This window comes from Nonomuraea sp. B1E8 (assembly GCF_039871515.1).
Lineage (GTDB): Bacteria > Actinomycetota > Actinomycetes > Streptosporangiales > Streptosporangiaceae > Nonomuraea.
Window position 1 is genome coordinate 223,508 of sequence record NZ_JBDPLS010000010.1, and the last position, 25,031, is coordinate 248,538.

The following is a 25,031-nucleotide window of genomic DNA, read 5'->3' on the forward strand; positions in this document are numbered from 1 at the left end:
GGTGATCAAGGAGTTGCTCGCCTACGTACGCCCGCACAGGAAGGTCCTGTTCCTGGGCGGCCTGCTGGGCCTGATCGGCTCGGTGGCGGGTCTGGCGATGCCGTTGCTGGCCAAGTACGTCGTCGACGCGTTCGGCCAGAACACGTCGATGGCCGGGCCGCTGTTAGGGCTCACCGCCGCGGTGCTGGTGGGCGCGGTCGTGTCGGCCGGTGGCAGTTACCTGATGGAGCGCACGGGCGAGGGCATCGTGCTCGGCGCCAGGCGCGGGCTCGTGGACCGGATGTTGCGCCTCAAGGTCGCCGACGTCGACCGGCTCAAGCCCGGTGACCTGATGTCGCGGGTGACCAGCGACACGACGCTGCTGCGCGCCGTGCTGACCAACGGCATCGTCGAGTCGGTGAGCGCGGCGTTCATGCTGGTCGGGGCCATCGTCATGATGGCGGCCATGGACGGCGTGCTGCTGCTGATCACGCTGCTCGTGGTGGTGGTGATCGGCGGGCTGGTCGCGTTGATCATGCCGAGGATCCAGCGGGCCCAGACGCACGCCCAGGAGGCCGTGGGCGAGATGGGGGCCGTGCTGGACCGGGCGCTGCAGGCGTACAGGACGGTGAAGGCGAGCGGCGCGGAGGAGCGGGAGATCGCCGAGGTGGGCGAGGCGGCGGTGCGCGCCCGTGACAGGGGCCTGCAGGTCGCCGGGTGGACGTCGCTCGCGGGCGTGGCGACGTGGATGGCGGTGCAGATCGCGTTCCTGTGCGTGCTGGGCGTCGGCGGGTCGAGGGTGGCCTCCGGCACGCTCGAGGTGTCGTCGCTGATCGCGTTCCTGCTCTACCTGTTCTACCTCGTGCCGCCGATCGGGCAGCTGGTCCAGGGCGGTGTGCAGCTCCAGCAGGGGCTGGCCGCGCTCAAGCGGATCAAGGAGATCGAGGAGCTGCCGGCGGAACCGGCCGAGCCGGTCCGCGTCGCCCAGGGCAGCGTGGAGCCGGTCGGGGTGACGTTCGAGGACGTGGTGTTCCGGTACGGCGACGACCGGCCGATCGTGCACGACGGGGTCACCTTCGAGGTGCCGCCCGGCGGCCTGACCGCGCTGGTGGGGCCGTCGGGGGCGGGGAAGTCGACGGTGTTCGCCCTGCTCGAACGCTTCTACGACCACCAGGGCGGCACGATCAGGATCGGCGGCCGCGACATCCGCGACTGGCCGCTGGGCGAGCTGCGGGGCGCACTGGGCTACGTCGAGCAGGACGCCCCCGTGCTGGCCGGCACGTTGCGGGAGAACCTGCTCTTCGCCGCCAGGGACGCCACGGACGAGGAACTGCGCCGCGCGATCGCCCGCACCCGGCTCGACGACCTGGTGGCCAGGCTGCCCGAAGGGCTGGAGACGGCGGTCGGGCACCGCGGGGTGCTGCTGTCCGGCGGCGAGCGGCAGCGCGTCGCCATCGCCAGGGCGCTGCTGCGCAAGCCCAGGCTGCTGCTGCTCGACGAGGCCACCTCGCAGCTCGACGCGGTCAACGAGCTGCGGCTGCGCGAGGTCATCGCCGAGGTGGCCGCGGAGACCACGGTGCTCGTCATCGCGCACCGCCTGTCCACCGTGACCAACGCCGACCGGATCGTGGTCATGGAGGGCGGAGGGGTGCGCGCGGTCGGCACGCACGACGAGCTGGTCGGCCTGGACGACCTCTATCGCGAGCTGGCGGCCACCCAGTTCCTGGTGAGCTAGCCGATGTAGTCTGCGGGTGACATTGATGAATGCTCTCATTCAGGAGGGTCACCATGAGCCGCAGCGTGCGCGCGCCGCGAGGCACGACGATCACCGCCAAGGGGTGGCCGCAGGAGGCGGCGCTCCGCATGCTCCAGAACAACCTGGACCCGGAGGTCGCCGAGCACCCCGAGCAGCTGGTCGTCTACGGCGGCTCGGGCCGCGCCGCACGTGACTGGCCGTCGTTCGACGCGCTGGTCAGGACGCTGACGACGCTCGAGGGCGACGAGACGCTGCTGGTGCAGTCGGGGCGCCCCGTGGGCGTGTTCCGCACCCACGAGTGGGCGCCCCGGGTGCTCATCGCCAACTCCAACCTGGTGCCCGACTGGGCGAACTGGGAGGAGTTCCGGCGGCTGGAGGCGGCCGGGCTCACCATGTACGGGCAGATGACCGCCGGCTCGTGGATCTACATCGGCACGCAGGGCATCCTGCAGGGCACGTACGAGACGTTCGCGGCGGTCGCCGACAGGCGCTTCGGCGGGTCGCTGGCCGGGACGATCACGCTGACGGCCGGGCTCGGCGGGATGGGCGGCGCCCAGCCGCTGGCCGTCACCATGAACGGCGGCGTGGTCATCTGCGTCGACTGCGACCCGCGCTCGGTCACCCGCCGCATCGAGCACCGCTACCTCGACGTGGCCGCGGAGTCGCTGGACGAGGCGCTGCGGCTGGCCTGCGAGGCGCGCGACGCCCGCAGGCCGCTGTCGATCGGGGTGGTGGCCAACGCCGCGGAGGCGGTGCCCGACCTGCTGGCGCGCGGCGCGGAGATCGACATCGTCACCGACCAGACCTCGGCCCACGACCCGCTGATGTACCTCCCGGAGGGGGTGGCCTTCGAGGACATGGCGGCCGAGCGCGACAAGGACCCGGCCGGGTTCACCGAGCGGGCGCGGGCCTCGATGGCCCGGCACGTGAGCGCCATGGTGGGCTTCAAGGACGCCGGCGCGGAGGTGTTCGACTACGGCAACTCCATCCGCGGCGAGGCCCGGCTGGCCGGTTACGAGCGGGCGTTCGACTTCCCCGGGTTCGTGCCGGCGTACATCAGGCCGCTGTTCTGCGCGGGCAAGGGCCCGTTCCGGTGGGCGGCGCTGAGCGGCGACCCGGCGGACATCGCCGCCACCGACCGGGCGATCCTGGAACTCTTCCCGGAGAACGAGGCGCTCGCCAGGTGGATCAAAAAGGCCGGCGAGCAGGTGCACTTCCAGGGCCTGCCCGCGCGCATCTGCTGGCTGGGCTACGGCGAGCGCAACCTGGCGGGCGAGCGGTTCAACGACATGGTGGCGTCCGGCGAGCTCAAGGCGCCCGTCGTGATCGGGCGCGACCACCTCGACAGCGGGTCGGTGGCCTCCCCCTACCGCGAGACGGAGTCCATGGCCGACGGGTCCGACGCGATCGCGGACTGGCCGCTGCTCAACGCCATGCTCAACACCGCCTCGGGGGCCGCCTGGGTGTCCATCCACCACGGCGGCGGGGTCGGCATCGGGCGCTCCATCCACGCCGGCCAGGTCACGGTGGCCGACGGCACCGCGCTGGCGGCGGAGAAGCTCGACCGCGTGCTGACCAACGACCCGGGCACCGGGGTCATGCGGCACGTGGACGCGGGTTACGAGGAGGCCGCGCGGGTGGCCGCCGACCGCGGTGTCCGCGTCCCGATGCGGGAGTCCTGAGCCCTCCGTGACCAGGGTGAGGGATGAGAACGCGGGGCGGGCGGCGTTGGAGGTGACGTGGCGGACGGATATCACGGTGGGCTGAGCGTGCTGCTGGACGGCCGGCGGTTGTCGCCCGTGCAGCGCAGGATCGCCCACTATCTCAGTGAGCACCTCGACGAGGCGATCTTCCTGTCCAGCGTCGAGCTGGCCGAGCGGGCCGGGGTGAGCCAGCCCTCGGTGACGAGGTTCGCCATGGTGCTGGGGTTCGCCGGATATCCCGAACTGCGGCAGGCGCTGCGGCCGCTCGTGCTGGGCGGCGGGCCGCAGGCGCCGCAGGAGAGCCTGCTGCGCGGCGCCGTCGACGCCGAGATCCGCAACCTCGCGCTCGTCAGGGAGCGGCTGCCGGCCTTCCCCCTCAAGGAGCTGGGGGAGCAGCTGGCCGCCACCGAGCCGCTGCCCGTGGTGGGACTGCGGGTCTCCTGCGGGCTGGCCACCACCTTCGCCTACTACGCCCGCCGCATCCACCCCGACGTGCGGCTGCTCACGCACGGCGGGTCTGAGCTGGCCGACGGGCTGCACGCGGCCCGCCGGGCGGGAGCCGAGTGGGTGGTGGCCGTGGTGCTGCCGAGATATCCGGTCGAAGTCGTGCAGGCGCTGGAGTACGCGGGCAAGCTCGGGCTCCGGGTCGCCGCCATCACCGACAGACCAGACTTCCCCGCGGAGATCGTGCTGGACGCCCCCGTCGGCGACCGCCTCGTGTTCGACTCCCACGCGGCGCCGCTCGCCCTGGCCATGGCCCTGGTGGAGGCCATGGCCGACGCGGCGCCGCTGCGCACCCGGGCGCGCCTGGAGGAGTACGAACGGATGACCGACGAGACCGGCACGTTCCTAACCGGCGATCCTGCGTAGCGAGCGCATCGACCAGATCGTCGTGAGCACCGCCAGCACGATGAACAGCCCGAACGCCACCGGGATCGACGGGTCGGACAGCCGCCCGGCGAACAACGCCCGCCCGGCCTCGACCGCGTGATAGAGCGGGTTGATCGGGGCCAGCGCCTTCATCCAGTCGGGCGCGAACGAGATCGGCACGAACAACCCGGCCAGCAGCATGATCGGCAACATGAACAGGTTGAGTGTCTGCGACATGCCGTTCTCGTCGCGCACGGTCAGCGCCAGCCCCTGCGACAATCCCGAGGCGAACAACCCGGTGGCCGCCATGAGCAGCAGCACCAGCACCAGCTCGACGACCCCGATGCGCACGCCCATCGCGGTCGCCACGACCAGCACGAGGATCGCCTGGCACACCAGCACGACCATGTCCTTGGCCACCCGCCCGAGCACGATGGCCGGCCGCCACGCGGGGCTGACGGCGTAGCGCTCGAGCGAGCCGTTGCGCAGCTCGGCGATCAGGCCGAACCCGGAGAACAACGAACCGAACACCGCGATCATCATCATCGACGCCGGGGTGAACATGCGCAGCGCGTCGACGGTGGTGCCGCCCGGCGTCATGGTCTTCAGCAGCGGCGCGAACATCAGCAGATAGAGCACCGGCTGCATGATGCCGAACAGCGGCCATACGGGATTGCTGAACGACTTCTTCAACTCGTAGCCGGTGAACAGGACGGTGTGGCGGATCATGAGTCGGCTCCAGCGTCACGAAGGGTGCGGCCGGTCTTGGCCAGGAAGACGTCGTCGAGGGTGGACCTGTCGAGCGCGATCGAGCTCAGCCCGACCCCCTGCTCCTCCAGCGCCCGCAGCAGCGCGGGCAGCGTGTGCTCGCCGTCGTCGACGTAGACGCGCAGCACGTCCTCGTCGACGCGGGTCTCGCGGGCCAGCGGCCCGAGCGTCTCGGCGGCCCTGCCGAGGTCGTCCGCCCTGAGCGTGATCACGTCGCCGGACACCTGCCGCTTGAGGTCGCCGGGGGTGCCCTCGGCCACGACCTCGCCGTGGTCGACGATCATCAGCCGGTCGCACAGGGCGTCGGCCTCGTCGAGGTAGTGGGTGCTGAGCAGCACGCTCGTGCCCGCCTCGCGCAACTGCCTGATGCGCTCCCACAGGTTGGCGCGGTTCTGCGGGTCGAGGCCGGTGGTGGGCTCGTCGAGGAAGAGCAGCGGCGGGCTGTGCACCAGCCCGATCGCGATGGCCACGCGCCGCTTCTGGCCGCCGGAGAGCGTACGGCCAGGGCGGTCGGCCATCTCGGTCAGGTCGAAGCGATCCAGTACCTCGGCCGTGGCCCGCTTCGGATCGGCCACGTCGTGGATCCTGGCGGCCATCATGATCTGGGCCCTGGCGCTCGTGGTGTCCTCCACCCCGCCGGCCTGGCTCACGTAGCCGAGGTTGCGGCGGACGGCGGCGGGCTCCTTGAGCAGATCGTGGCCGGCGATGACGGCCGTGCCCGCGTCGGGGGCGATCAACGTGGAGAGCATGCGGATCGTGGTGGTCTTTCCGGCGCCGTTGGGGCCGAGCACGCCGAAGATCTCGCCCTTCTTCACCTCCAAGCCGACACCGCGTACGGCCTCGACGGTCTGTGTGCCTTTCCTGCTCCTGGTGGTGAACGTCTTGCGCAGGCCGTCTGCCTGAATGATCATGGGGGGTTCCCGCTCCTTCCAGGGCAACTCGTCCGCCTCGACCCGCCCGATCGCCTGCCGGCCCCGGTCAGGGCCGGGTTCGCGACATGGTTGTGGCCGGACGGAGTTTCTCGCCCGCGTGCCGGGGGCGCCGTGGCGCTTTCCCGGGCACCGGAAACGTTTCGATCGAGAGCTGACGCATCTTGCCATACAAGGCGCCCAGAATCTCCCCTTTTTCGCGGCGAAACCATGGCTGCGGGCGGGCCGACGGTCCGGCGCGCCCCGGTCAATAAGCTGAGCTCATGAGTGAACGACCGACGGCGCTGGTCACCGGCGCCTCCCGGGGCGTCGGCGCGGCCGTCGCCAGGGCCCTGGCCCCGACGCACGACGTCCTGCTCGGCGGCCGTGACAAGGCCGCGCTCGCCGCGATGGCGGCCGAGCTGCCCGGCGCGCGGCCGTGGCCGGCGGAGCTGACGCGGGTCACGCAGGCCGACGTCGAGCACGTCGAGAGGCTCGACGTGCTCGTGCACTGCGCCGGGATCAGCGAGCTGGGCCGGATCGCCGACCAGCCCGCCGACGTGTGGCGCAGGACCATGGACGTCAACGTCGTCGCCGTCGCCGAGCTGACCAGGCTGCTCCTGCCCGCGCTCAGGCGGGCCGGCGGCCACGTCGTCTGCGTCAACTCGGGCGCGGGCCAGCGGGTGAACCCCAGCTGGGGCTCCTACTCCGCCAGCAAGTTCGCGTTGAAGGCCCTCGCCGACGCGCTGCGCCTGGAGGAGCCCGAGTTGCGGGTCACCACGGTCTACCCCGGCCGTACGGCCACCGACATGCAGCGCGGCGTGCGCGAGTTCGAGGGCGGGGACTTCGAGCCGGAGCGTTACCTCACCCCGGAGAGCGTGGCGCGGGCGGTGCTGGCCGCCGTCACCGCGGGTTCCGATGCCCACCTCACCGAGCTGACCATCCGGCCCCGGGGTTGAATGGGTCCATTCACTAGAGTGGGGGCATGCTTGAACCACTCGCGCACGTAGGACGAGATCCGGCGACCGGCGGCTACATCAGAGACGCCTGGTCGCCCGCTGACCTGGAGCTGCGCGAATGGTTCGCGGGCGAGGCCGCGCGCAGGGGGCTCGACCTGCGCGAAGACCGCAACGGCAACCTGTGGGGATGGTGGGGCGACCCCTCGCCGCGGCGGCCCGGCGTGGTCACGGGCAGCCATCTCGACTCGGTGCGCCAGGGCGGCGCGTACGACGGGCCGCTGGGCGTCGTCTCGGCCTTCGCCGCGCTCGACCTGCTGAAGGCGCGCGGCGTCACCCCCGCCGTGCCCGTCGGGGTCGCCTGCTTCACCGACGAGGAGGGCGCCAGGTTCGGCGTCCCCTGCATGGGGTCGCGGCTGCTCACCGGCCTCCTTGAGCCCGATCGGGCGCTCGGGCTCAAGGACGACGACGGCGACACGCTGGCCGACGTCATGACCAGGGCGGGGCGCACCCCCCGCACGATCGGGCGTGACGACGAGACGCTGGCCATGATCGGCACGTTCGTCGAGCTCCACGTCGAGCAGGGCCGCGGCCTCGTGACGGAGGGCCGCCCCGTGGGGGTGGCCGACGCGATCTGGCCGCACGGGCGGTGGCGGTTCGACTTCCGCGGCCGGGCCGACCACGCGGGCACCACCCGGCTGGCCGACCGCGACGACCCGATGGTGCCGTTCGCCCGCATGGTGCTGGCCGCGCGCGAGCTGGCGGCGCGGCACGGCGTGGTGGCCACGGTGGGCAAGGTCCGCGTCTCGCCCGGCAACGCCAACGCGATCCCCGGCCTGGTCTCGGCCTGGCTCGACGCGCGCGGCGCCGACGAGGCGGCCGTACGCGCCCTCGTCGCGGACCTGACGGCCGAGGCGCCGGCGGACGTGCGGGAGGAGTCGTGGACGCCGGTCGTCGACTTCGACGTGGCACTCAGGGACCGGCTGGCCAGGGTGGCAGGAGGCGACACGCCCACGCCGATCCTGGCGACAGGAGCCGGGCACGACGCGGGAATCCTGGCGACGGCGGGCGTCCCGAGCGCCATGGTGTTCGTCAGGAACCCCACCGGCGTGTCCCACTCGCCCGATGAGCACGCCGAACGGGCAGACTGCGAGGCGGGAGTCGTGGCACTCGCGAACGTGCTGGAGGATCTGTGTCGCTGACCGAGACGAAGTCGAGCTCCTGATGGGGAAGCGGAACGCTGTGCCTTTCGGAGGGGCCGCGGGTGGCGAAGCCTTCCGCGTGTACTGGTGCGAGCAGGCGTGGCTGCCCGAGGGCGTCACCGACGGCGTGCTCATCGAGATCGAGGGCGCCAGGATCGCGCACATCGGCCAGGGCCCGCCGGGCTCCGCCGAGCGGCTGGCGGGGCTCACCATTCCCGGCCTGGCCAACGCCCACTCCCACGCCTTCCACCGCGCGTTGCGCGGCAGCGCCCAGGAGGGCAAGGGCGACTTCTGGACCTGGCGCGAGCGGATGTACGCCGTGGCCGCCAAGCTCGACCCCGACTCCTATCTCCGCCTGGCCAGGGCCGTCTACGCCGAGATGGCTCTGGCCGGGGTGACGTGCGTGGGCGAGTTCCACTACCTGCACCACGCCGCGGACGGCAGTCCCTACGACGATCCCAACGCGATGGGCCACGCCCTCATCCAGGCCGCCCGCGACGCCGGTCTGCGCATCGCGCTGCTCGACACCTGCTACCTGTCCGGAGGCATCGGCGTGCCCCTGGCCGGCACGCAGCTGCGCTTCACCGACGGCGACGCCGAAGGTTGGGACACCAGGGCGGAGGAGCTGGCGGCGGCGTACGAAGGGCAGCCCGACGTGGAGATCGGCGCGGCCGTCCACTCGGTGCGGGCGGTGCCGCCCGAGCAGATGCCGGTTGTGGCCGAGTTCTCCCACCGCAACGCGGCGCCCCTGCACGTGCACGTCTCGGAACAGCAGGCGGAGAACACCGCGTGCATCGAGACGTACGCGGCCACGCCCGTCCAGGTGCTGCACGAGCGGGGGGTGCTGGGGCCCCGCTCGACCGCCGTGCACGCCACCCACCTGACCGACGTGGACATCGAGCTGCTCGGCCAGTCGGGCTCCTACGTCTGCATGTGCCCCACCACCGAACGCGACCTCGCCGACGGCGTCGGCCCGGCCAGGGCGGCTGCCGACCGCGGGGCGTCCATCACGCTCGGCTCCGACAGCCACGCCGTGGTCGACCTGTTCGAGGAGGCCAGGGCGGTCGAGCTGGACGAGCGGCTGGCCAGCCACCAGCGTGGCCACTGGCGCGCCGACGAGCTCCTCGCCGCCGCCACCGTCACGGGCCACACCTCGCTCGGCTTCCCCGGCGCGGGGCTGCTCGTGCCGGGCGCGTGGGCCGACCTGGTGTCCGTACGGCTCGACTCCGTGCGCACGGCGGGCGCGCGCGGGCTGGAGGCCGTGGTGTACGCGGCCACGGCGGCCGACGTGCACGCGGTCGTCTCCGGCGGCCGGCGCGTGGTCACCGACGGGCGCCACCGGCTCGGCGACGTCGGCTCCATGCTCGCCGAGGCGATCGGCGCCCTGCGATGACCGCCCGGACCGGACCCCGGTGACGCCCTCAGAGAGCCGCCCTGCGGTGATTGCGTAGATCGGCGCCTTCGCGAAGACCGACCACTCAGGAGGAACCCATGACGGGCACGACGCTGATCGACGGGATCGGGCTCCTGTACACCGGCGACCCGGAACGCGAGGAGATCCCCGACGCGGCACTCGTCATCGACGACGGCCAGGTCGCCTGGACCGGGCCCGCGAGCCGGGCGCCCGACGCCGACGAGCGCGTGGACGCCGGAGGCAGGGCCGTCATCCCCGGCTTCGTCGACAGCCACGCCCACCTGGTCTTCGCCGGCGACAGGACCGCCGAGTTCCAGGCCCGCATGTCCGGCGAGCCCTACACCGGAGGCGGCATCAGGACCACGGTCGCCGCCACCCGCGGGGCCGGCGACGCCGAGCTGGCCACCCGCGCCTTCGGCCTGGTGAACGAGATGCTCGCCCAGGGCACGACCACCGTGGAGATCAAGAGCGGCTACGGCCTGTCCGTCGAGGACGAGCGCCGCTGCCTGGAGATCGCCACCGTGCTGACCGACGAGACCACCTTCCTCGGCGCCCACGTGGTGCCCTCCGGCGTGGACGCCGACGCGTACGTGCGGCTCGTCGCCGGGGAGATGCTCGAAGCGTGCGCCCCCTACGCGAAGTGGGTGGACGTGTTCTGCGAGCGCGGGGCGTTCGACGGTGACCAGACGCGGGAGATCCTGACGGCGGGCGTGAAGGCGGGGCTCGGGGCGCGGGTGCACGCCAACCAGCTGACCGAGGGGCCGGGCGTGCGGATCGCCTGCGAGATCGGCGCCGCCTCCGCCGACCACTGCACCCACCTCACGCCGGCCGACGTGGACGCGCTGGCCTCCTCCGGCACCGTGGCGACGCTGTTGCCGGGGGCGGAGTTCTCCACGCGGTCGCCGTACCCGGACGCGCGGCGGCTGCTCGACGCGGGAGCGACGGTGGCGCTGGCGACCGACTGCAACCCGGGGTCGTCGTTCACGTCGTCGATGGCGTTCTGCGTGGCGCTGGCCGTGCGCGAGATGCGGATGACGCCGCTGGAGGCGATCAGGGCGGCGACGTACGGCGGGGCACGCGCGCTCCGGCGTACGGACGTAGGCTGGTTGCGGCGCGGAGCCCGCGCGGACCTCGTCATCCTCGATGCCCCCTCTTATGTGCACCTCGCTTACCGACCTGGCGTTCCCCTTGTCCACCAGGTGTTTCACGGCGGCCTCCTCCTTGAGGAGGACATCCAGAACCCTCCCTCCGGCGTAGTGCTTTAGGGAATCTTTGCCTGTGGCCGGACGTTGGCCCGGTAGGGAACGCAGCTGCGGGAACGAGGTGCCTGGGGATGGCAAGGCCTACGGGGAGTCGCACGCAAGAGCAGCATGTCGCCGACCGCGACCTGCTGGGGACCTATCTGGCCGAGATCGGCCGGGTCCCGCTGCTCACGGCGGAGGAAGAGGTGGAGCTCGCCAAGCGGATAGAGGCGGGGCTCTTCGCCGAGCAGCTGCTCGACAGCGGGGGCTCGGAGCCGCGCATCGGGGACGCGGCGGACGAGGAGCTGGAGCGCCTGGCCATTTCCGGCCAGCGGGCGAAAGACGAGTTCATCCAGGCCAACCTGCGCCTGGTGGTGGCGGTGGCCAGGAAATACTCCGGCCGGGGGATGCCGCTCATCGATCTGGTGCAGGAAGGAAACCTCGGCCTGGTCCGCGCCGTGGAGAAGTTCGACTACCGGCGTGGTTACAAGTTCTCCACCTACGCGACGTGGTGGATCAGGCAGTCGGTGGGCCGGGCCATCCACGAGCAGGCGCGGCCGGTGCGGCTGCCCACGCACGCGGGCGAGCAGATGACCCGGTTGATGCGCGTGCGGCGCGACATCCTGGCGGAGTTCGACGCCGAGCCGACCGACGACGACCTCGCCGAGATCCTCGACCTGCCGATCGAGCGGGTGCGGGAGCTGCGGCGGTGGGCGTCAGATCCGGTCTCGCTCCAGCTCGGGGTGGGCGACGAGGACGAGACCGAGCTCGGCGACATGATCGCCGACGAGACGTGGGCGGATCCCGAGCAGCAGGCCATCGACATCCTGGAGCGGGAGCGGCTGAACGAGTGGCTGACCGGGCTCGAGGGCGTCACCAGCGAGATGTTGCGCTGGCGCTACGGCCTGCTCGACGGGCGCGAGCACACGCTCACGGAGGTCGGTGAGCGTTACGGCATCGGCCGCGACCGCGCCCGCCGCATCGAGCGCGACGCGCTGGCCCGCCTCCGCAAGATGGCCACCGCCGCCGCCTGATCACGACCCCGGTCGTCGGCGAGTCCAGCGGGCCGGAGGCACGCAGTGCGGCGCCCGGCCCGAGGGGGTTCCCCAAAGGCTTCTCCGACACCACGGCGCGCCAGGCGGCGTGCGGCGAGGACCCGGACGGCGCCATGCCCGTACGGCCATGGCGCCCAGGACTTTCGGTCTGGTGCCAGGATGGGATGTCCGAGGTCAGGGCGGATCACGTAAGGGGGGCGAGGTGTTTGTCCAGGTCGTCGAGGATCTTGCCGGCGGCCGTGACGCCGATGCCGGTCATCCAGATCTCGTCGTCCACGTTGTGGGCGTTGCCCGAGGTGACGGCTTCGAGGTTCTTCCACAGGGGTCCGGCGGTGACCGTGGCCTGTGACTTGGCGGCGGCCTCGCCGTACGCGCTGTAGAAGATCGCGTCGCCGTCGGCCTTGGCGATGTTCTCCTGGCTGAGCTTGCCGAAGCGCTTGTCGTCCTGGCCGGCCAACTGCTGCGCTTCGGGCCGCGGGATGGCCGCGTCGCCCAGCACGATGCCGCTGAACGACTCGGGCCCGTACATCCGGATCTCGGTGGGCATGAAGCGCACGATGCTCACCTCCAGCTTCGAGAACTTCGCCCCCACCTGTTCGGCCCGTGCCTCGTAGTCCGACAGCAGCCGCGTGGCCTGTTCCTTCTTGCCCAGTGCCTCGGCGTCGAGCAGGAAGTTCTCCTTCCAGGTGATGCCGACGCGCTCGGTGAAGACGGTGGGCGCGATCTTGCTGAGCTTGTCGTAGAAGGGGGCCTGCCGGAACTTGGAGCCGAGGATGAGGTCTGGTCGCAGCGCCATGATGGCCTCGATGTTCAGCTCCTGGAGGGTGCCCACCGCCTTGGTGGACTTGAGCGCGGGGCCGAGGTATTCGGGCCAGGTCTGGTTCTGGGAGGCCTGCGCGGCGCCGACGGGCGTGAGGCCGAGCGAGATCATGGTGTCGAGCTTGTCGGTGTCGAGCACCACCACCCGTTTGGGGGTCATGGGCACTTCGGTCTCGCCCATGGCGTGTTCGACGGTCCGGGTGGGACCGGTCTCCTGCGAGGAGGTGGAACTACCGCAGGCGACGAGGGCGAAGGAGAGCGCGGCGGCGAGGGCCAGGCGGAGACGCATCGGCATTCCTTGATCGTTAGGTTAGGCAAGCCTAAGTATCCCATGCCCTGATAGTGCGGTGCGGAAATCGTGCCTGTGAGAAGACCGAAACGTACGCGAAACACCCGTGCGGCGAGATTCACGAATGTGAAACACACCTGGTCGAGCCACGAAACCCCGGCCGAACACGCTGTGGCCACACGTCACATGTAAGGAGGGTCGCGTCGTGAAGATCGATAGCGGCACGACTGCCTGGATGCTCACAGCCGCCGCACTGGTGCTGTTGATGACTCCGGGCCTCGCGTTCTTCTACGGGGGCATGACCAGGGCCAAGAGTGTCCTGAACATGATGATGATGTCGTTCGGCGCCATCGTCACCGTCACCATCACCTGGATGCTCTTCGGGCACTCGCTGGCCTTCACCGACAACCCCAGCTCGGCCCTCAACACCTTCGTCGGCGGCTTCGACGCCCTGGGCCTGCAGAGCCTGGTCGACACCGCCACCGCGGACGACGGCACCGGCATGCCGAGCCTCGTCTTCTCCATGTTCCAGATGACCTTCGCCATCATCACCGTCGCGCTGATCAGCGGCGCGATCGCGGACCGGGCGAAGTTCGGGGCGTGGATGCTCTTCACCGTCATCTGGGCCACGGTCGTCTACTTCCCGGTCGCGCACTGGGTGTGGGGCACCGGCTGGCTCAACACCATGGGCATCGAGGACTTCGCCGGCGGCACCGTCGTGCACATCAACGCCGGAGCCGCGGCGCTCGCGCTCGCTCTCGTGCTCGGCAAGCGGCAGGGCTGGCGCAAGGAGCCGATGCGGCCGCACAACCTGACGCTGGTGCTGCTCGGCGCCGCCCTGCTGTGGTTCGGCTGGTTCGGCTTCAACGCCGGCTCGGAGCTCGCGGTCGACGGCACGGCGGGCCTGGCCTTCCTGAACACGCAGGTCGCCACCGCGGTCGCCGTGGGCGCCTGGCTCGTCGTGGAGAAGCTGCGCGACGGGCACGCCACCAGCCTGGGCGCCGCCTCCGGCGCGGTCGCCGGTCTGGTCGCCATCACCCCTGCCTGCGGTTTCGTCGACCCGTGGGCGGCGATGGTCATCGGCCTGCTGGCCGGCGCGATCTGCGCCTACGCCGTGGGCCTGAAGTACAGGCTCGGCTTCGACGACTCCCTCGACGTGGTCGGCGTGCACCTCGTCGGCGGCGTGGTCGGCGCCGTCTCCCTGGGCTTCCTGGCCGCCTACCCCTTCCTGGAGCAGCAGAGCGAGGGCCTGTTCTACGGCGGCGGCCTCGGCCAGCTGGGCCTGCAGGTGCTCGGTCCCGTCGCGGTCGGCGGCTACTCCTTCATTCTCACCTGGGTCATCGGCAAGATCATCGACAGGACGATGGGCTTCCGCATCTCCACCGAGGACGAGGTCACCGGCGTCGACATCACCACCCACGCCGAGACCGGCTATGACCTCGGCACCGTTCACGCCTCCGGCGTGAGCTCGCCCAACGGCCCCGTCACGGCTCCCGCGACGAAGAAGGTGGACGCATGAGGCTCATCACGGCGATCATCAAGCCCTTCAAACTGGATGACGTCAAGGCCGCCCTCGAGCAGTTCGGCATCAAGGGCATGACGGTCAGCGAGGCGAGCGGCTACGGCCGGCAGCGCGGCCACACCGAGGTCTACCGCGGCGCCGAATACCAGGTCGACCTGGTGCCGAAGGTCAGGATCGAGGTCCTCGCCGAAGAGGACGACACCGAGGACGTGATCGACGTCATCGTCAAGGCCGCGCACACCGGCAAGATCGGCGACGGCAAGGTCTGGTCCGTGCCCGTGGACACCGTCATCCGCGTGCGCACGGGAGAGAGGGGCCCGGAGGCCCTGTGAGGAAACCCAGGCGACGCCCGGACGACGGGGTCCGGGCGGAGCTCGGCAAGGGGGCGCAGGAGTGAGGGGCGAGGCCCGTTCGTACGCCGCGGCGCGCAAGGAGCGGGCCGCGGACACCGACCGCTGGCTCAAGGATCTCTTCCGTACGGCCGGCGACGGCCGGCACGTTTCCCTGGTCGCCGTCGGGAGCCTGGGCAGGGGCGAGCTGGCCCCCGGCAGTGACCTCGACCTCGTCCTGCTGCACAACGGGCGGGCCGACGTCGCCAGGATCGCCGACCGGATCTGGTATCCGATCTGGGATTCGGCGGTCAACCTCGACCATTCGGTCCGCACGGTCGAGGAGGCGGTGACCGTCGCCCGCCAGGACCTGAAGGCCGTGCTCGGTCTCATCCAGGCCCGGCACGTGGCGGGCGATCCCGAGCTGACCCGCAAGGCCAGGGAGGCGGTGCTCGCCGAGTGGCGGGCCGATTCCCGGCGCCGGCTCGGCGAGTTGCGCGCCGCCGCCGACCAGCGGGCCCGCGCCAGCGGCGAGCTGGCCTTCCTCCTCGAACCCGATCTGAGGGACGGCCGCGGCGGGCTCCGCGACGTCCAGGCCATGCAGGCCGTGTCCGCCGCCTGGGTCGCCTCGGCGCCAGGCCCCCGGGCGCGGGAGGCGTACGAGCTCATCCTCGACGTGCGGCACGCGCTGCACGTCGTCACCGGCCGTGGCACCGACCGGCTGGTGTTGCAGGAGCAGGACGCGGTGGCCGGGCTGCTCGGCCTGCTCGACGCCGAGGCGCTGATGCGCAGGCTCGCCGAGGCGGGCCGCACCATCTCCCACGCGTTCGACGCCACCTGGCGCACCGTTGACAGGTTCCTGTCAGGCCCCGCTCCCCGGGGCCGCCGCCCGTTGGCGGACGGCGTGGTCGAGCACGGCGGTGAGGTGGTGCTCGCCCGGGGGATCGACCCGCGCAAGGACCCCGTCCTGGTGTTGCGGGCCGCCGCCGCGGCGGCCGACTCGGGGTTGCCGCTCGCCCCTGCCACGGTGTCCGTTCTGGCTGCTCAGTCGCCGCCGATGCCGGTGCCGTGGCCCGAGGAGGCGCGCGACGCGCTGGTGTCGGTCCTCGGCGCGGGCCGCGCCGCCGTGCCCGTGTGGGAGGAGCTCGACCAGGCGGGCATCCTTGTCAAGCTGCTTCCTGACTGGGAGCGCGTACGCCACCGTCCCCAGCGCAACCCGATCCACCGGTTCACGGTCGACCGGCACCTGATCGAGGCCGCCGCGAACGCCGCCAGCCACACCCGCGAGGTCTCCCGTCCCGATCTCCTGCTGATCGGGGCGCTGCTGCACGACATCGGCAAGGGGTGGCCCGGCGACCATTCGGTGACCGGCGAGGTCGTGGTCCGCGACATCGCCACCCGCATCGGCCTGCCCCCATCCGACGTGGAGACCCTCGCGACCGTCGTCCGCCACCACCTGCTGCTGCCGGAGACCGCCACCCGCAGGGACCTCGACGACCCGGTCACGATCGAGAAGGTCGCGGCCACGGTCGGCACGCGGGAGGTCCTCGACCTGCTGGCCGCGCTGGCGGTCGCCGACGGCAACGCGACCGGCCCGGCGGCGTGGAACGGCTGGAAGGCGGGGCTCGTCGCCGACCTCGTACGCCGCGTCAGGTCCGTGCTCGCCGGCTCGCCCCCGCCCAGGCCGCCCGTGCTCTCGGCCGAGCAGGCCGCGCTCGCCCGGCACGGCGGCGGCGCCGTGCGCGTCAACGGGGGAGCGGTCACGGTCGTCGCTCCCGACCGGGTGGGCCTGCTGTGGAGCGCCGCGGGCGTGCTCGCCGCGCACCGGCTCGTCGTACGCTCGGCCTCGGCCGCCTCCGCGGGGTCCACGGCCGTGATCGAGTTCTCCGTCATCCCCGAGTACGGCTCGCCGCCCGACCCCGCGACGCTGGAGGCCGATCTCCGTCTGGTCCTTGCTGGGCGTCTTGACATCGAGCAGCGGCTGGCCCGCCGTACACGCTCCATGAGGCCGCCTCGCGTGCCCGTCGCCCCACCCCGCGTGACGTTGGTGGACGACGCTTCCGCGACCGCCACCGTGGTGGAAGTCAGGGCCCATGACAGGCCGGGGCTGCTGTGGCGCATCGGGCGGGCGTTCGGCGAGTGCGGTCTTGACGTGAGGGCCGCCCGCGTGGAGACTCTCGGCGCGGAGGCGGTGGACGTCTTCTACGTAGTGGATCGCGCCGGTCGCTCCCTCGGCGGCGACGCGCAGAGGGCTCAAGTCCGTGATCACGTGCTTGCCGCACTGAGATAACCAACAGCACACGACTCGCGGACATCTTTGTAACAATGGTGTCCGAAATGCCTGGTAAGTCGGATGCTGCGGATACCTTGTGGACGGCTTGAGGGCCCGTTGACTGAGGGGACGATTGAGGGGTAGCGGAAGCAGTGACTACGGGGAACTCCGGCGGCGGCCCAGCCGCGCAGCGGGACCGCGGACGGCGGTCACTGCCTCGTTTTGGCTTGCGCAACTGGCGCGTGCGGTGGCGGCTCACCGCGCTCATCCTGGTGCCCACCATCGCCGGCGTCGTGCTCGGGGGAGCGCGCGTGGCCGAGTCGATCCAGAGCATCGGCGTCTACGACCGCACCGCCATCGGGGCCGAGCAGTCCGGGCGCATCCGCGACCTCGTGCAGGCGATCGGGCTGGAGCGTGACACCGCCGGATGGGCGGGCGCCGGCCGCGCCGTGCGCAAGCAGCTCGCCGCCCGGCTGGAGCAGCGCAAGGCCGCCGTCGACACGCTGGTCAAGGCCGTGCGGTCCGACCTCGACACGATGGACGCCTCCTACGGTCCCCGCATCGTCAAGGCCGCCGAGCAGGCGAGATACGACCTGAGCCGGCTGGCGCAGATCAGGGAAGAGGGCCAGACCGACCCCGTCCGCTACGACTTCCTCACCGACACCCTGCTCAGGCTGCACGACGAGCTGAGCCTGCTGTCCGACGACTCGCAGATCATCGGCCAGTTCCGCGCGCTGAGCGCGCTCGCGTCGGCCAAGGAGGAGATCTCCCGGCAGCGCGTCCAGCTGCTCGAGGCCTCCTACAACACCCAGCGGGTGGGCGCCGACGAGGTCGAGGCGTTCATCGCCTCCAACGCGCGCCAGCAGAGCGACATCGCCGCCGTCGGCGCGGAGGCCGGCCCCGATGTCGGGCTCGCCCTGTCCAGGCGGCTGACCGGCACCGAGGAGTACGTCAACGTCCAGCTCACCAAGGCACGCGCGATCACCCTGGTCAGCGGCCGGTCGCCGGGCGCGCGGATCACCGAGAACCTGATCTCCGCCACGGGCGACCGCGAGCAGTGGTTCAAGCAGAACACGACCACCATCGACGTGCTCCACGGCATCGAGGAGGACCTGGCGGGCAAGGTCGGCCTGCGCAGCCAGGAACTGCGCAGCGCCGAGATCCGCAACGCGGTCACCGCGGGAGTGCTCATCGTGGCGCTGCTACTGCTCGTCCTGCTCCTCACCGTGGCCATCGCCCGGTCCATGGTCGGCCCGCTGCGCCGGCTGCGCACCGAGGCCCTGGAGATCGCCGGCTTCCGGCTCCCCGACGTGGTCCGGCGGCTGCGCGTCAGCGGCGAAGGCTCCGTGGGCGAGGTACGCCCCATCGAGGTCGAGGGCAACGACGAGATCGGTGAGGTGGCCAGGGCCTTCGACCAGGTGCACCGGCAGGCCGTGCGGCTGGCGGGCGAGGAGGCCGAGCTGCGCAGCAACATCAGTTCGATGTTCGTCAACCTCTCGCGCCGGACCCAGACGCTGGTCGAGCGGCAGATCTCGCTGATCGACGGCCTGGAGAAGGGCGAGCAGGACGGCGGCCGGCTGGCCGACCTGTTCAAGCTCGACCACCTGGCCACCCGCATGCGCCGCAACTCCGAGAACCTGCTGGTCCTGGCCGGCCACGAGGCCACCCGCCGGCGCAGCCAGCCGGCCAAGCTGGTCGACGTCGTACGCGCCGCGCTGTCGGAGGTCGAGGGCTACGAGCGTGTCCAGGTCAAGGTGCACCGCGCCACCTCGGTGGTCGGCAGCGCCGCCAACGACCTGGTCCACCTGGTCGCCGAGCTGGTCGAGAACGCCATCCAGTTCTCTCCGAACAACTCCCAGGTCACGGTGACCAGCAGCCTCATCGAGGGCGGCGGCGCGCTGGTGTCGGTGACCGACACCGGCATCAGCATGACCGAGGAGGAGCTGGCCGAGGCCAACCGCCGCCTGGCCGAGCCCCCGGTCGTGGACGTGTCGGTCTCCCGGCGCATGGGCCTGTTCGTGGTCGGCCGGCTGGCGCTGCGCCACGGCATCAGGGTGCAGCTCAGGAAGGGCGAGGGCGCGGGGCTGATCGCCATGGTGCTGCTGCCGCCCGCGCTGATCGCCGACGGCGCGCAGCAGCCGCTGCCGCAGCGGCCGGCGTTCGGCGGGGGGACCATGCCAGGTCACGCGGCCGCCCCGGGGCAGGCGGGTGCGCCGGTGCCCGGTCAGGCGGGTCAGCCCGCCCCGAACGGGACATTCCGGTCGTTGGGCAGCTTCGACTCCTTCGACCCGGGCTCCTTCCATCCGGGCGCCAACGGCAGGGCCGCGGGAGCGCCCCGGCCCGGCCCCGGCACGTACGACAGCGCGCCGGAGGCTCCGAGGCCCGCGTTCGGGACGCACCCGTCCGACCCCGGCAGGGCGGGTGTCAACGGCTTCACCGCCGACACCGACGGCGGTTCCTACCGCAGGCAGCCGGCCTCGTTCGACTCGGGGACCTACCCGTCGTACCCGAGCAAGGGCTCTCCGCCATCCGGAAATGGCGCGTTCCAGACGCCGCCGCCGTCGTACTCCACGAACGACGTGCGCAGGCCGGACCCGGTCCCCTCGGTCGACGTGTCGCCGGTGGGGCAGGAGCAGGAAGAGTTCCTGCCGATCTTCGCGTCGGTGGAGTCGGCCTGGTTCCGCAGGCCGCCGGAGGAGCAGGCGGCGCAGGCGGAGGGCGGCGGCGATGCCACGCCGGGGCAGGCCGTACGCTCTGGGGAGGAAGCGTGGCGAACGGCCGCTGACGCCGGCTGGCAGGCGGCGGCCGCCGCGAGCGAGCCGAGTCTCGGCGGGATCACCGCCGCCGGGCTTCCGAAGCGCACACCCAAGGCGAATCTGGTCCCCGGCACGGCGGCCGGCCAGGCGGCACAGCAGCAACAGCCGTCGCGGCCGGCGCCCGCGCATCCGGTCTCCGCAGACCGGATGCGCAGCCGGATGGCCGGTTTCCAGCAAGGTGTGCGACGGGCCCGCCAGGAAGTACGTGGACAGGAGGAACAAGAGTGAGTAAGCGTCCCGCTGGGGAGGATGCGTGACAACCCTTAGCCATGAGGCACATCGCTTCGACTGGCTGATCACCGACTTCGTCCGCAACACGCCAGGTGTGGCGCACGCCGTCGTCGTCTCAGCCGACGGCCTGTGCCTGGCGGCGTCGGAGGGCTTCCCACCTGACAGGGCCGACCAACTCGCCGCGGTCTCCGCGGGCCTGCTGAGCCTGACGGTCGGCGCGTCCAGGGTCTTCGAGGGCGGGTCGGTGACGCAGACCGTCGTCGAGATGCAGCGTGGCCTGCTCCTGGTCATGGCGATCAGCGACGGTTCCGTGCTCACGGTGCTGGCCGCGCCCGACTGCGACATGGGGCTCGTGGCCTATCAGATGACGTTGCTGGTGGACAGGGCGGGACAGGCGCTCACGCCGGCCCTGCGAGCGGAGCTTCAGGCGGCCAGGACGCGGTGATGTGATGGAACGGATGGGAGAGGGTCGTGTACGGCGTTGACGGGACCGGGGACGACGAGCCCTTGTTCCGCCCTTACGCGGTGACCGGCGGACGATCCGAGCCCCGCTATCACCTCGCGATGGAGACGTTGATCTCGTCGATGTCGATCCCGGACGACGAGATGGCCCTGCTCACCCCCGAGCAGGAGGCCATCATGCAGCTGTGCAGGACGTTCCGGTCGGTCGCCGAGATCTCGGCCCTGCTCCGTGTCCCGCTGGGTGTCGCCAGGGTGCTCGTGGCGGACATGTCCGATGAAGGGCTTGTCCGCCTGCACCAGCCACACCTCAGCGAGGGACAGCCAGACCTCAACATGCTCGAAAGGGTGCTCAGTGGACTACGCAGGCTCTAGCCCCGGCCTCACGTCGACCAAGATCGTCGTCGCGGGTGGGTTCGGCGTCGGCAAGACGACGTTCGTGGGGGCGGTGTCCGAGATCCTTCCGCTCACGACGGAAGCGGTGATGACCGACGCGTCCGCGGGCATCGACGACCTCGGTCTGACGCCCCACAAGCAGACCACGACCGTGGCGATGGACTTCGGCCGCCTGTCGCTGGATCGTGACCTGATCCTCTACCTGTTCGGCACGCCCGGGCAGCACCGGTTCTGGTTCATGTGGGACGACCTGGTGCGCGGCGCGATCGGCGCGGTGGTGCTGCTCGACACGCGCCGCCTGGCCGACAGTTTCCCGGCCATCGACTACTTCGAAGAGGCCAAGCTGCCGTTCCTGATCGGCATCAACGGCTGGGAGGGCCAGTTCCCGCACTCCGACCAGGAGGTGAGGGAGGCGCTGGCGCTGGCGCCGCAGGTGCCGATCGTGCGCACCGACGCCCGCAACCGCGAGGCGGTCAAGTCGACCCTGATCTCGCTGGTCGAGCACGTCGTACGGCTGCGCTCCGCGCCCGTGCGCTAGTGCTCGTGGACACGCTGCCGGCCTACGGGCGGGCGTCGCCCGGCGCCTGCCTGCTGTCCACCAGCGCCTCGATGCCGTCGAGCACGCGCTGGAGGCCGAACTCGAAGGCGTGCTCGGGGTTGTAGGCGGCGTTGAGCTCCTCCCCCACCGCCTGCCCCACCCGGGTTGCCGTGGGATAGCGGTCGACGTCGGCGATCCTGCCGAGGAAGGGCGAGTGCGCGGCCCACCACTGCTCGTCGGTCATGCCCGTCCGGGTCTCGGCCTGCGCGGCCTCCACCGCGCCCCGGGCCGTGCCGTGCACGAACCCGGTGATCAGGGTGATCACCGAGTCCATCTCCACGTCCGTCAGCCCGATCCCGTCGATCGCGCGCAGCTCGTAGTCGTACTTCGCGGTGACGTTCGGGCCGAGCACCGGGCGGCTCGTCGCCACCTGCAGCAACCAGGGGTGGCGCAGGTAGAGTGCCCAGTTCGCCCTGGCGATCTGCTCCAGCCGGCCCCGCCAGCCGCCGGGCACGTCCTCCGGCCTGGCGGTCTCGCCGTAGACGGTGTCCAGCATGACGTCGAACAGCTCCGGCTTGCCGGGCACGTACGTGTAGAGCGACATCGTCCCGACGCCCAGCCGCTCGGCCACGCGGCGCATGGACAGCGCCTGCAGGCCCTCCGCGTCGGCCACCTCGATGGCGGCCCGCACGATGCGGTCGACGCTCAGCTCCGGCTTGCCCTTGCGGCTGGCCCGCTCGCCGGTGCGCCAGAGCAGCGCCAGGCTGCGCGCCGGGTCGCCCTTGCCCGAGTACTCGACGGTCACCGTCGTACGGTACACCGTACGGCAGTCATGTGTGATGTCGGGCGTGGTCGCGCACCTGCGCAACGACGATCCGGAGCCAGGAAGCGCGGGTCAGGCCGGTCGGGGGTGGCGGTAGAACTCCACGGGCTCCGGGGTCAGGGGGGTGTTGCCGAGGATGAGGTCGGCCGACTTCTCGGCGAGCATCATGACCGGGGCGTAGATGTTGCCGTTGGTGACGTACGGCATCGCTGAGGCGTCCACCACGCGCAGCCCGTCGAGGCCGTGGACGCGCATCGTCCCCGGGTCCACCACCGCCGTCTCGTCGGTGCCCATCTTGCAGGTGCAGGAGGGGTGGAGCGCGGTCTCGGCGTCCCTGGCCACCCAGTCGAGGATCTCCTGGTCGCTCTGCACGGCGGGGCCGGGGGAGAGCTCGCCGGCGTCGAGGTCGGCCCAGGCGGGCTGGGCCAGGATGGTCCTGGCGTGCCTGACGGCCTCCACCCACTCGCGGCGGTCCTGGTCGGTGGAGAGGTAGTTGAAGCGCAGGGCCGGCTTCTGGCGGGGGTCGGCCGACGTGATCCGCACCGAGCCCCTGGCGTCGGAGTACATCGGGCCGATGTGCACCTGGTAGCCGTGGCCGCCGGCCGGGGCGGAGCCGTCGTAGCGCACCGCGATCGGCAGGAAGTGGAACATCAGGTTCGGGTACGCCACGTCGTCGTTCGAGCGGATGAAGCCGCCGGCCTCGAAGTGGTTGGTGGCCCCTGGGCCGCTCCTGCGGAAGAGCCAGTCGGCGCCGATGAAGGGCCTGCGCCATCTGGCCAGCGACGGTTGTTGCGAGACCGGCTGCCTGCAGCCGTGCTGGACGTAGACCTCCAGGTGGTCCTGCAGGTTCTCGCCCACGCCGGGAAGGTCGTGCACCATCTTCACGCCCAGGGGCTCCAGCAGGTCACGCGGGCCGACGCCGGACACTTGCAGGAGCTGGGGGGTGTTGACGGCGCCGGCGCTCAGGATGACCTCGCCCGCCTCGACGCGCTCGCCGTCGCACCGCACGCCGACGGCCCTGGTGCCGTCGAAGAGCACGCGCTCCACGAACGCGCGGGTTCTGACCGTGAGGTTGCGCCGCCGGCGTACGGGGTGCAGGTAGGCGCGGGCCGCGCTGAGCCGGCGGCCGCGGTGGACGTTGCGGTCGAAGGCGGCGAAGCCCTCCTGGCGGTAGCCGTTCACGTCGTCGGTCAGCGGGTGCCCGGCCTGCTGCACGGCCTCGAAGAACGCCTCGAAGAGCGGGCCGCGGGCCGGGCCGCGTTCGAGCTTCAGCGGGCCGTCGCCGCCGCGGAAGTCCGTGCCGGGCTCGGCCAGGCAGGTCTCCATACGCTTGAAGTAGGGCAGGCAGTGCGCGTAGTCCCAGCGCTCCATGCCGGGGTCGGCGGCCCAGCGCTCGTAGTCGAGCGGGTTGCCGCGCTGGAAGATCATGCCGTTGATGCTGCTGGAGCCGCCCAGCACCTTGCCGCGGGCGTGGTAGACACGGCGGCCGTGCATGTGCGGCTCGGGCTCGGACTCGTATTTCCAGTCGTACAAGCGGCTGCCGATCGGGAACATCAGCGCGGCGGGCATGTGGATGAACACGTCCCACAGGTAGTCGGGCCTGCCCGCCTCCAGCACCAGCACGGACGTCGAGGGGTCGGCGCTGAGCCGGTTGGCCAGGGCGCAGCCCGCGCTGCCGCCGCCCACGATGACGTAGTCGTACCTCAACGGGGAATCCAGTCCTTCCACACGATCTTGTTCTCGGCGACCCATCGCTCGGCCGCCTGCTCGGCGGTCAGCTTCTCGTTGATCATGTCGCTGGCCACCGTGTTCTGGTCGTCGTTGGTCCAGCTGAAGTTGCGGACCAGCTCGTACGCCGGCCCGCCGGTCTCCGCGAACCGCCGGCTGACGATCTTGTCGAGCAGGTAGGGCGGGTAGTCGCAGGCGACCTTGGCCGGGACCTCGTCGCAGCCCACCGCGTACGGGGGCAGCGCGACCTTGACGAGTTTGACCTTGGTGAACAGCCATTGCGGTTCGTAGAAATACATGAGCAAGGGCGTCCGATTCCTCGTCGCGGACTGGGCCGCCCTGATCAACGCCTCCTCGCTGCCCGAGTAGACGACTTTGTAGTTGAGCTTGAGGTTCTTGACGAGTGTCTCGTCGTTGGTCACGAACGACGGGTCGCCGTCCAGGATCTGTCCGGCATTTCCCGTCTTTGGGGTGCGGAAGAGGTGTGCGTATTTATTGAGGTTTCGGTAGTCCGTAATGTCGGGGTATTTCTTGGCCATCCACTCGGGGACGTACCAGCCGATCACTCCCTTGTTCCCCGTGAGACCGGCCGACAGGGCGACCTTCTTCTCCTCGATGAACTCTTTCTTCAGATCGTTGTGCCCCCAGTTCTCGACGATCACGTCCACCTTGCCGGATTCGAAGTCCTTCCAGGATTGTGCCTCCGCCGCCTTGCGCGTCTTCACCGCGTATCCCAGCTCGTGCTTCAGCAGATACGCCAGCACGGCCGCCTGGGCCTCGTAGCCCACCCAGGCGTGGACGTCGATGGCGACCGTCCCCTTGGACACGGTGGCCGAGTCGGGCTCCCCGGTGGTGCAGGCCGTCAGGAGCAGGGCCGCGACCAGCGGCCCGACGAGCGTCTTCGTTCGCATCAGAGGTCTCCGTGCCCGGGTCCCGCGCGCCGGGACCCGGGTCATC

Annotated in this window: 21 protein-coding genes; 15 read left to right on the top strand and 6 right to left on the bottom strand. The window is 71.2% G+C overall.

The window, feature by feature from the left end; translation table 11 throughout:
• Position 1 precedes the first annotated feature (1 nt).
• The 3 genes from ABGA98_RS30515 to ABGA98_RS30525 are packed head-to-tail and all read left to right on the top strand — an operon-like array spanning position 2 to position 4,308.
• Positions 2-1,714 (top strand): ABC transporter ATP-binding protein, encoded by a 1,713-nt coding sequence (locus tag ABGA98_RS30515; RefSeq protein WP_347621853.1) that lies wholly within the window; start codon positions 2-4, stop codon positions 1,712-1,714.
• A gap of 53 nt (positions 1,715-1,767) precedes the next feature.
• On the top strand, positions 1,768-3,417 hold the full coding sequence (gene hutU / locus ABGA98_RS30520; protein WP_347621854.1) for a urocanate hydratase: 1,650 nt from the start codon (positions 1,768-1,770) through the stop codon (positions 3,415-3,417).
• Positions 3,418-3,474: 57 nt separating this feature from the next.
• The gene (locus tag ABGA98_RS30525; RefSeq protein WP_347621855.1) at positions 3,475-4,308 is read left to right on the top strand and encodes a MurR/RpiR family transcriptional regulator; all 834 of its coding nucleotides are present in this window, start codon (positions 3,475-3,477) and stop codon (positions 4,306-4,308) included.
• Here the strand turns inward: ABGA98_RS30525 and ABGA98_RS30530 are convergent.
• Together ABGA98_RS30530 and ABGA98_RS30535 are read right to left on the bottom strand one after the other, a co-directional pair.
• A complete protein-coding gene (locus ABGA98_RS30530; protein ID WP_347621856.1) occupies positions 4,288-5,037 on the bottom strand; it encodes an ABC transporter permease in 750 nt (249 codons plus the stop codon). The two genes, ABGA98_RS30525 and ABGA98_RS30530, sit on opposite strands and share 21 nt — an antisense overlap.
• Positions 5,034-5,987 (bottom strand): ATP-binding cassette domain-containing protein, encoded by a 954-nt coding sequence (locus ABGA98_RS30535; RefSeq protein ID WP_347621857.1) that lies wholly within the window; start codon positions 5,985-5,987, stop codon positions 5,034-5,036. The genes ABGA98_RS30530 and ABGA98_RS30535 overlap by 4 nt, the downstream gene beginning before the upstream one ends.
• Before the next feature lie 281 nt (positions 5,988-6,268).
• On the opposite strand from ABGA98_RS30535, the gene ABGA98_RS30540 reads away from it, so the two are divergent.
• From ABGA98_RS30540 to ABGA98_RS30560, 5 genes are all read left to right on the top strand, one after another.
• On the top strand, positions 6,269-6,943 hold the full coding sequence (locus ABGA98_RS30540) for an SDR family oxidoreductase (RefSeq protein ID WP_347621858.1): 675 nt from the start codon (positions 6,269-6,271) through the stop codon (positions 6,941-6,943).
• 26 nt (positions 6,944-6,969) lie between these two features.
• Positions 6,970-8,142 (top strand): allantoate amidohydrolase, encoded by a 1,173-nt coding sequence (locus ABGA98_RS30545; protein ID WP_347621859.1) that lies wholly within the window; start codon positions 6,970-6,972, stop codon positions 8,140-8,142.
• A 40-nt stretch (positions 8,143-8,182) separates the two neighbouring features.
• Entirely contained in the window at positions 8,183-9,535 is a 1,353-nt protein-coding gene (locus tag ABGA98_RS30550; protein WP_347621860.1) for a formimidoylglutamate deiminase, read from the top strand.
• Between the two features lie 98 nt (positions 9,536-9,633).
• A complete protein-coding gene (hutI, locus tag ABGA98_RS30555) occupies positions 9,634-10,821 on the top strand; it encodes an imidazolonepropionase (protein WP_347621861.1) in 1,188 nt (395 codons plus the stop codon).
• Positions 10,822-10,889: 68 nt separating this feature from the next.
• Entirely contained in the window at positions 10,890-11,831 is a 942-nt protein-coding gene (locus tag ABGA98_RS30560; protein ID WP_132509943.1) for a sigma-70 family RNA polymerase sigma factor, read from the top strand.
• A gap of 205 nt (positions 11,832-12,036) precedes the next feature.
• Here ABGA98_RS30560 and ABGA98_RS30565 read toward each other — a convergent pair whose 3' ends face one another.
• The gene (locus ABGA98_RS30565) at positions 12,037-12,960 is read right to left on the bottom strand and encodes an iron-siderophore ABC transporter substrate-binding protein (RefSeq protein WP_347621862.1); all 924 of its coding nucleotides are present in this window, start codon (positions 12,958-12,960) and stop codon (positions 12,037-12,039) included.
• A gap of 205 nt (positions 12,961-13,165) precedes the next feature.
• Between ABGA98_RS30565 and ABGA98_RS30570 the strand changes: the two genes are divergently transcribed.
• The 7 genes from ABGA98_RS30570 (at position 13,166) to ABGA98_RS30600 (ending at position 21,523) form a co-directional block, all read left to right on the top strand.
• Positions 13,166-14,479: an ammonium transporter gene (locus ABGA98_RS30570; RefSeq protein ID WP_347621863.1), complete on the top strand. Its 1,314-nt coding sequence runs from the start codon at positions 13,166-13,168 to the stop codon at positions 14,477-14,479.
• On the top strand, positions 14,476-14,814 hold the full coding sequence (locus tag ABGA98_RS30575) for a P-II family nitrogen regulator (RefSeq protein ID WP_132594180.1): 339 nt from the start codon (positions 14,476-14,478) through the stop codon (positions 14,812-14,814). Before ABGA98_RS30570 ends, ABGA98_RS30575 begins: the two co-directional genes overlap by 4 nt.
• Positions 14,815-14,875: 61 nt before the next feature.
• The gene (locus ABGA98_RS30580; RefSeq protein ID WP_347621864.1) at positions 14,876-17,101 is read left to right on the top strand and encodes a [protein-PII] uridylyltransferase; all 2,226 of its coding nucleotides are present in this window, start codon (positions 14,876-14,878) and stop codon (positions 17,099-17,101) included.
• Between the two features lie 209 nt (positions 17,102-17,310).
• Positions 17,311-20,127: a nitrate- and nitrite sensing domain-containing protein gene (locus tag ABGA98_RS30585; RefSeq protein WP_347621865.1), complete on the top strand. Its 2,817-nt coding sequence runs from the start codon at positions 17,311-17,313 to the stop codon at positions 20,125-20,127.
• Between the two features lie 25 nt (positions 20,128-20,152).
• Positions 20,153-20,575 (top strand): roadblock/LC7 domain-containing protein, encoded by a 423-nt coding sequence (locus tag ABGA98_RS30590; protein ID WP_132330743.1) that lies wholly within the window; start codon positions 20,153-20,155, stop codon positions 20,573-20,575.
• Between the two features lie 26 nt (positions 20,576-20,601).
• Entirely contained in the window at positions 20,602-20,964 is a 363-nt protein-coding gene (locus ABGA98_RS30595) for a DUF742 domain-containing protein (RefSeq protein WP_132509931.1), read from the top strand.
• On the top strand, positions 20,945-21,523 hold the full coding sequence (locus ABGA98_RS30600) for an ATP/GTP-binding protein (RefSeq protein WP_347621866.1): 579 nt from the start codon (positions 20,945-20,947) through the stop codon (positions 21,521-21,523). The genes ABGA98_RS30595 and ABGA98_RS30600 overlap by 20 nt, the downstream gene beginning before the upstream one ends.
• A 22-nt stretch (positions 21,524-21,545) precedes the next feature.
• Here ABGA98_RS30600 and ABGA98_RS30605 read toward each other — a convergent pair whose 3' ends face one another.
• The 3 genes from ABGA98_RS30605 to ABGA98_RS30615 all read right to left on the bottom strand — a co-directional run bounded on the left by ABGA98_RS30605 (position 21,546) and on the right by ABGA98_RS30615 (position 24,985).
• Positions 21,546-22,328, bottom strand: coding sequence for a TetR/AcrR family transcriptional regulator (locus ABGA98_RS30605; RefSeq protein WP_347621867.1), 783 nt, complete (start codon positions 22,326-22,328; stop codon positions 21,546-21,548).
• Positions 22,329-22,418: 90 nt separating this feature from the next.
• The gene (gene betA, locus ABGA98_RS30610) at positions 22,419-24,053 is read right to left on the bottom strand and encodes a choline dehydrogenase (RefSeq protein WP_347621868.1); all 1,635 of its coding nucleotides are present in this window, start codon (positions 24,051-24,053) and stop codon (positions 22,419-22,421) included.
• On the bottom strand, positions 24,050-24,985 hold the full coding sequence (locus tag ABGA98_RS30615; protein WP_347621869.1) for an ABC transporter substrate-binding protein: 936 nt from the start codon (positions 24,983-24,985) through the stop codon (positions 24,050-24,052). Before ABGA98_RS30615 ends, betA begins: the two co-directional genes overlap by 4 nt.
• Positions 24,986-25,031: the final 46 nt, after the last annotated feature.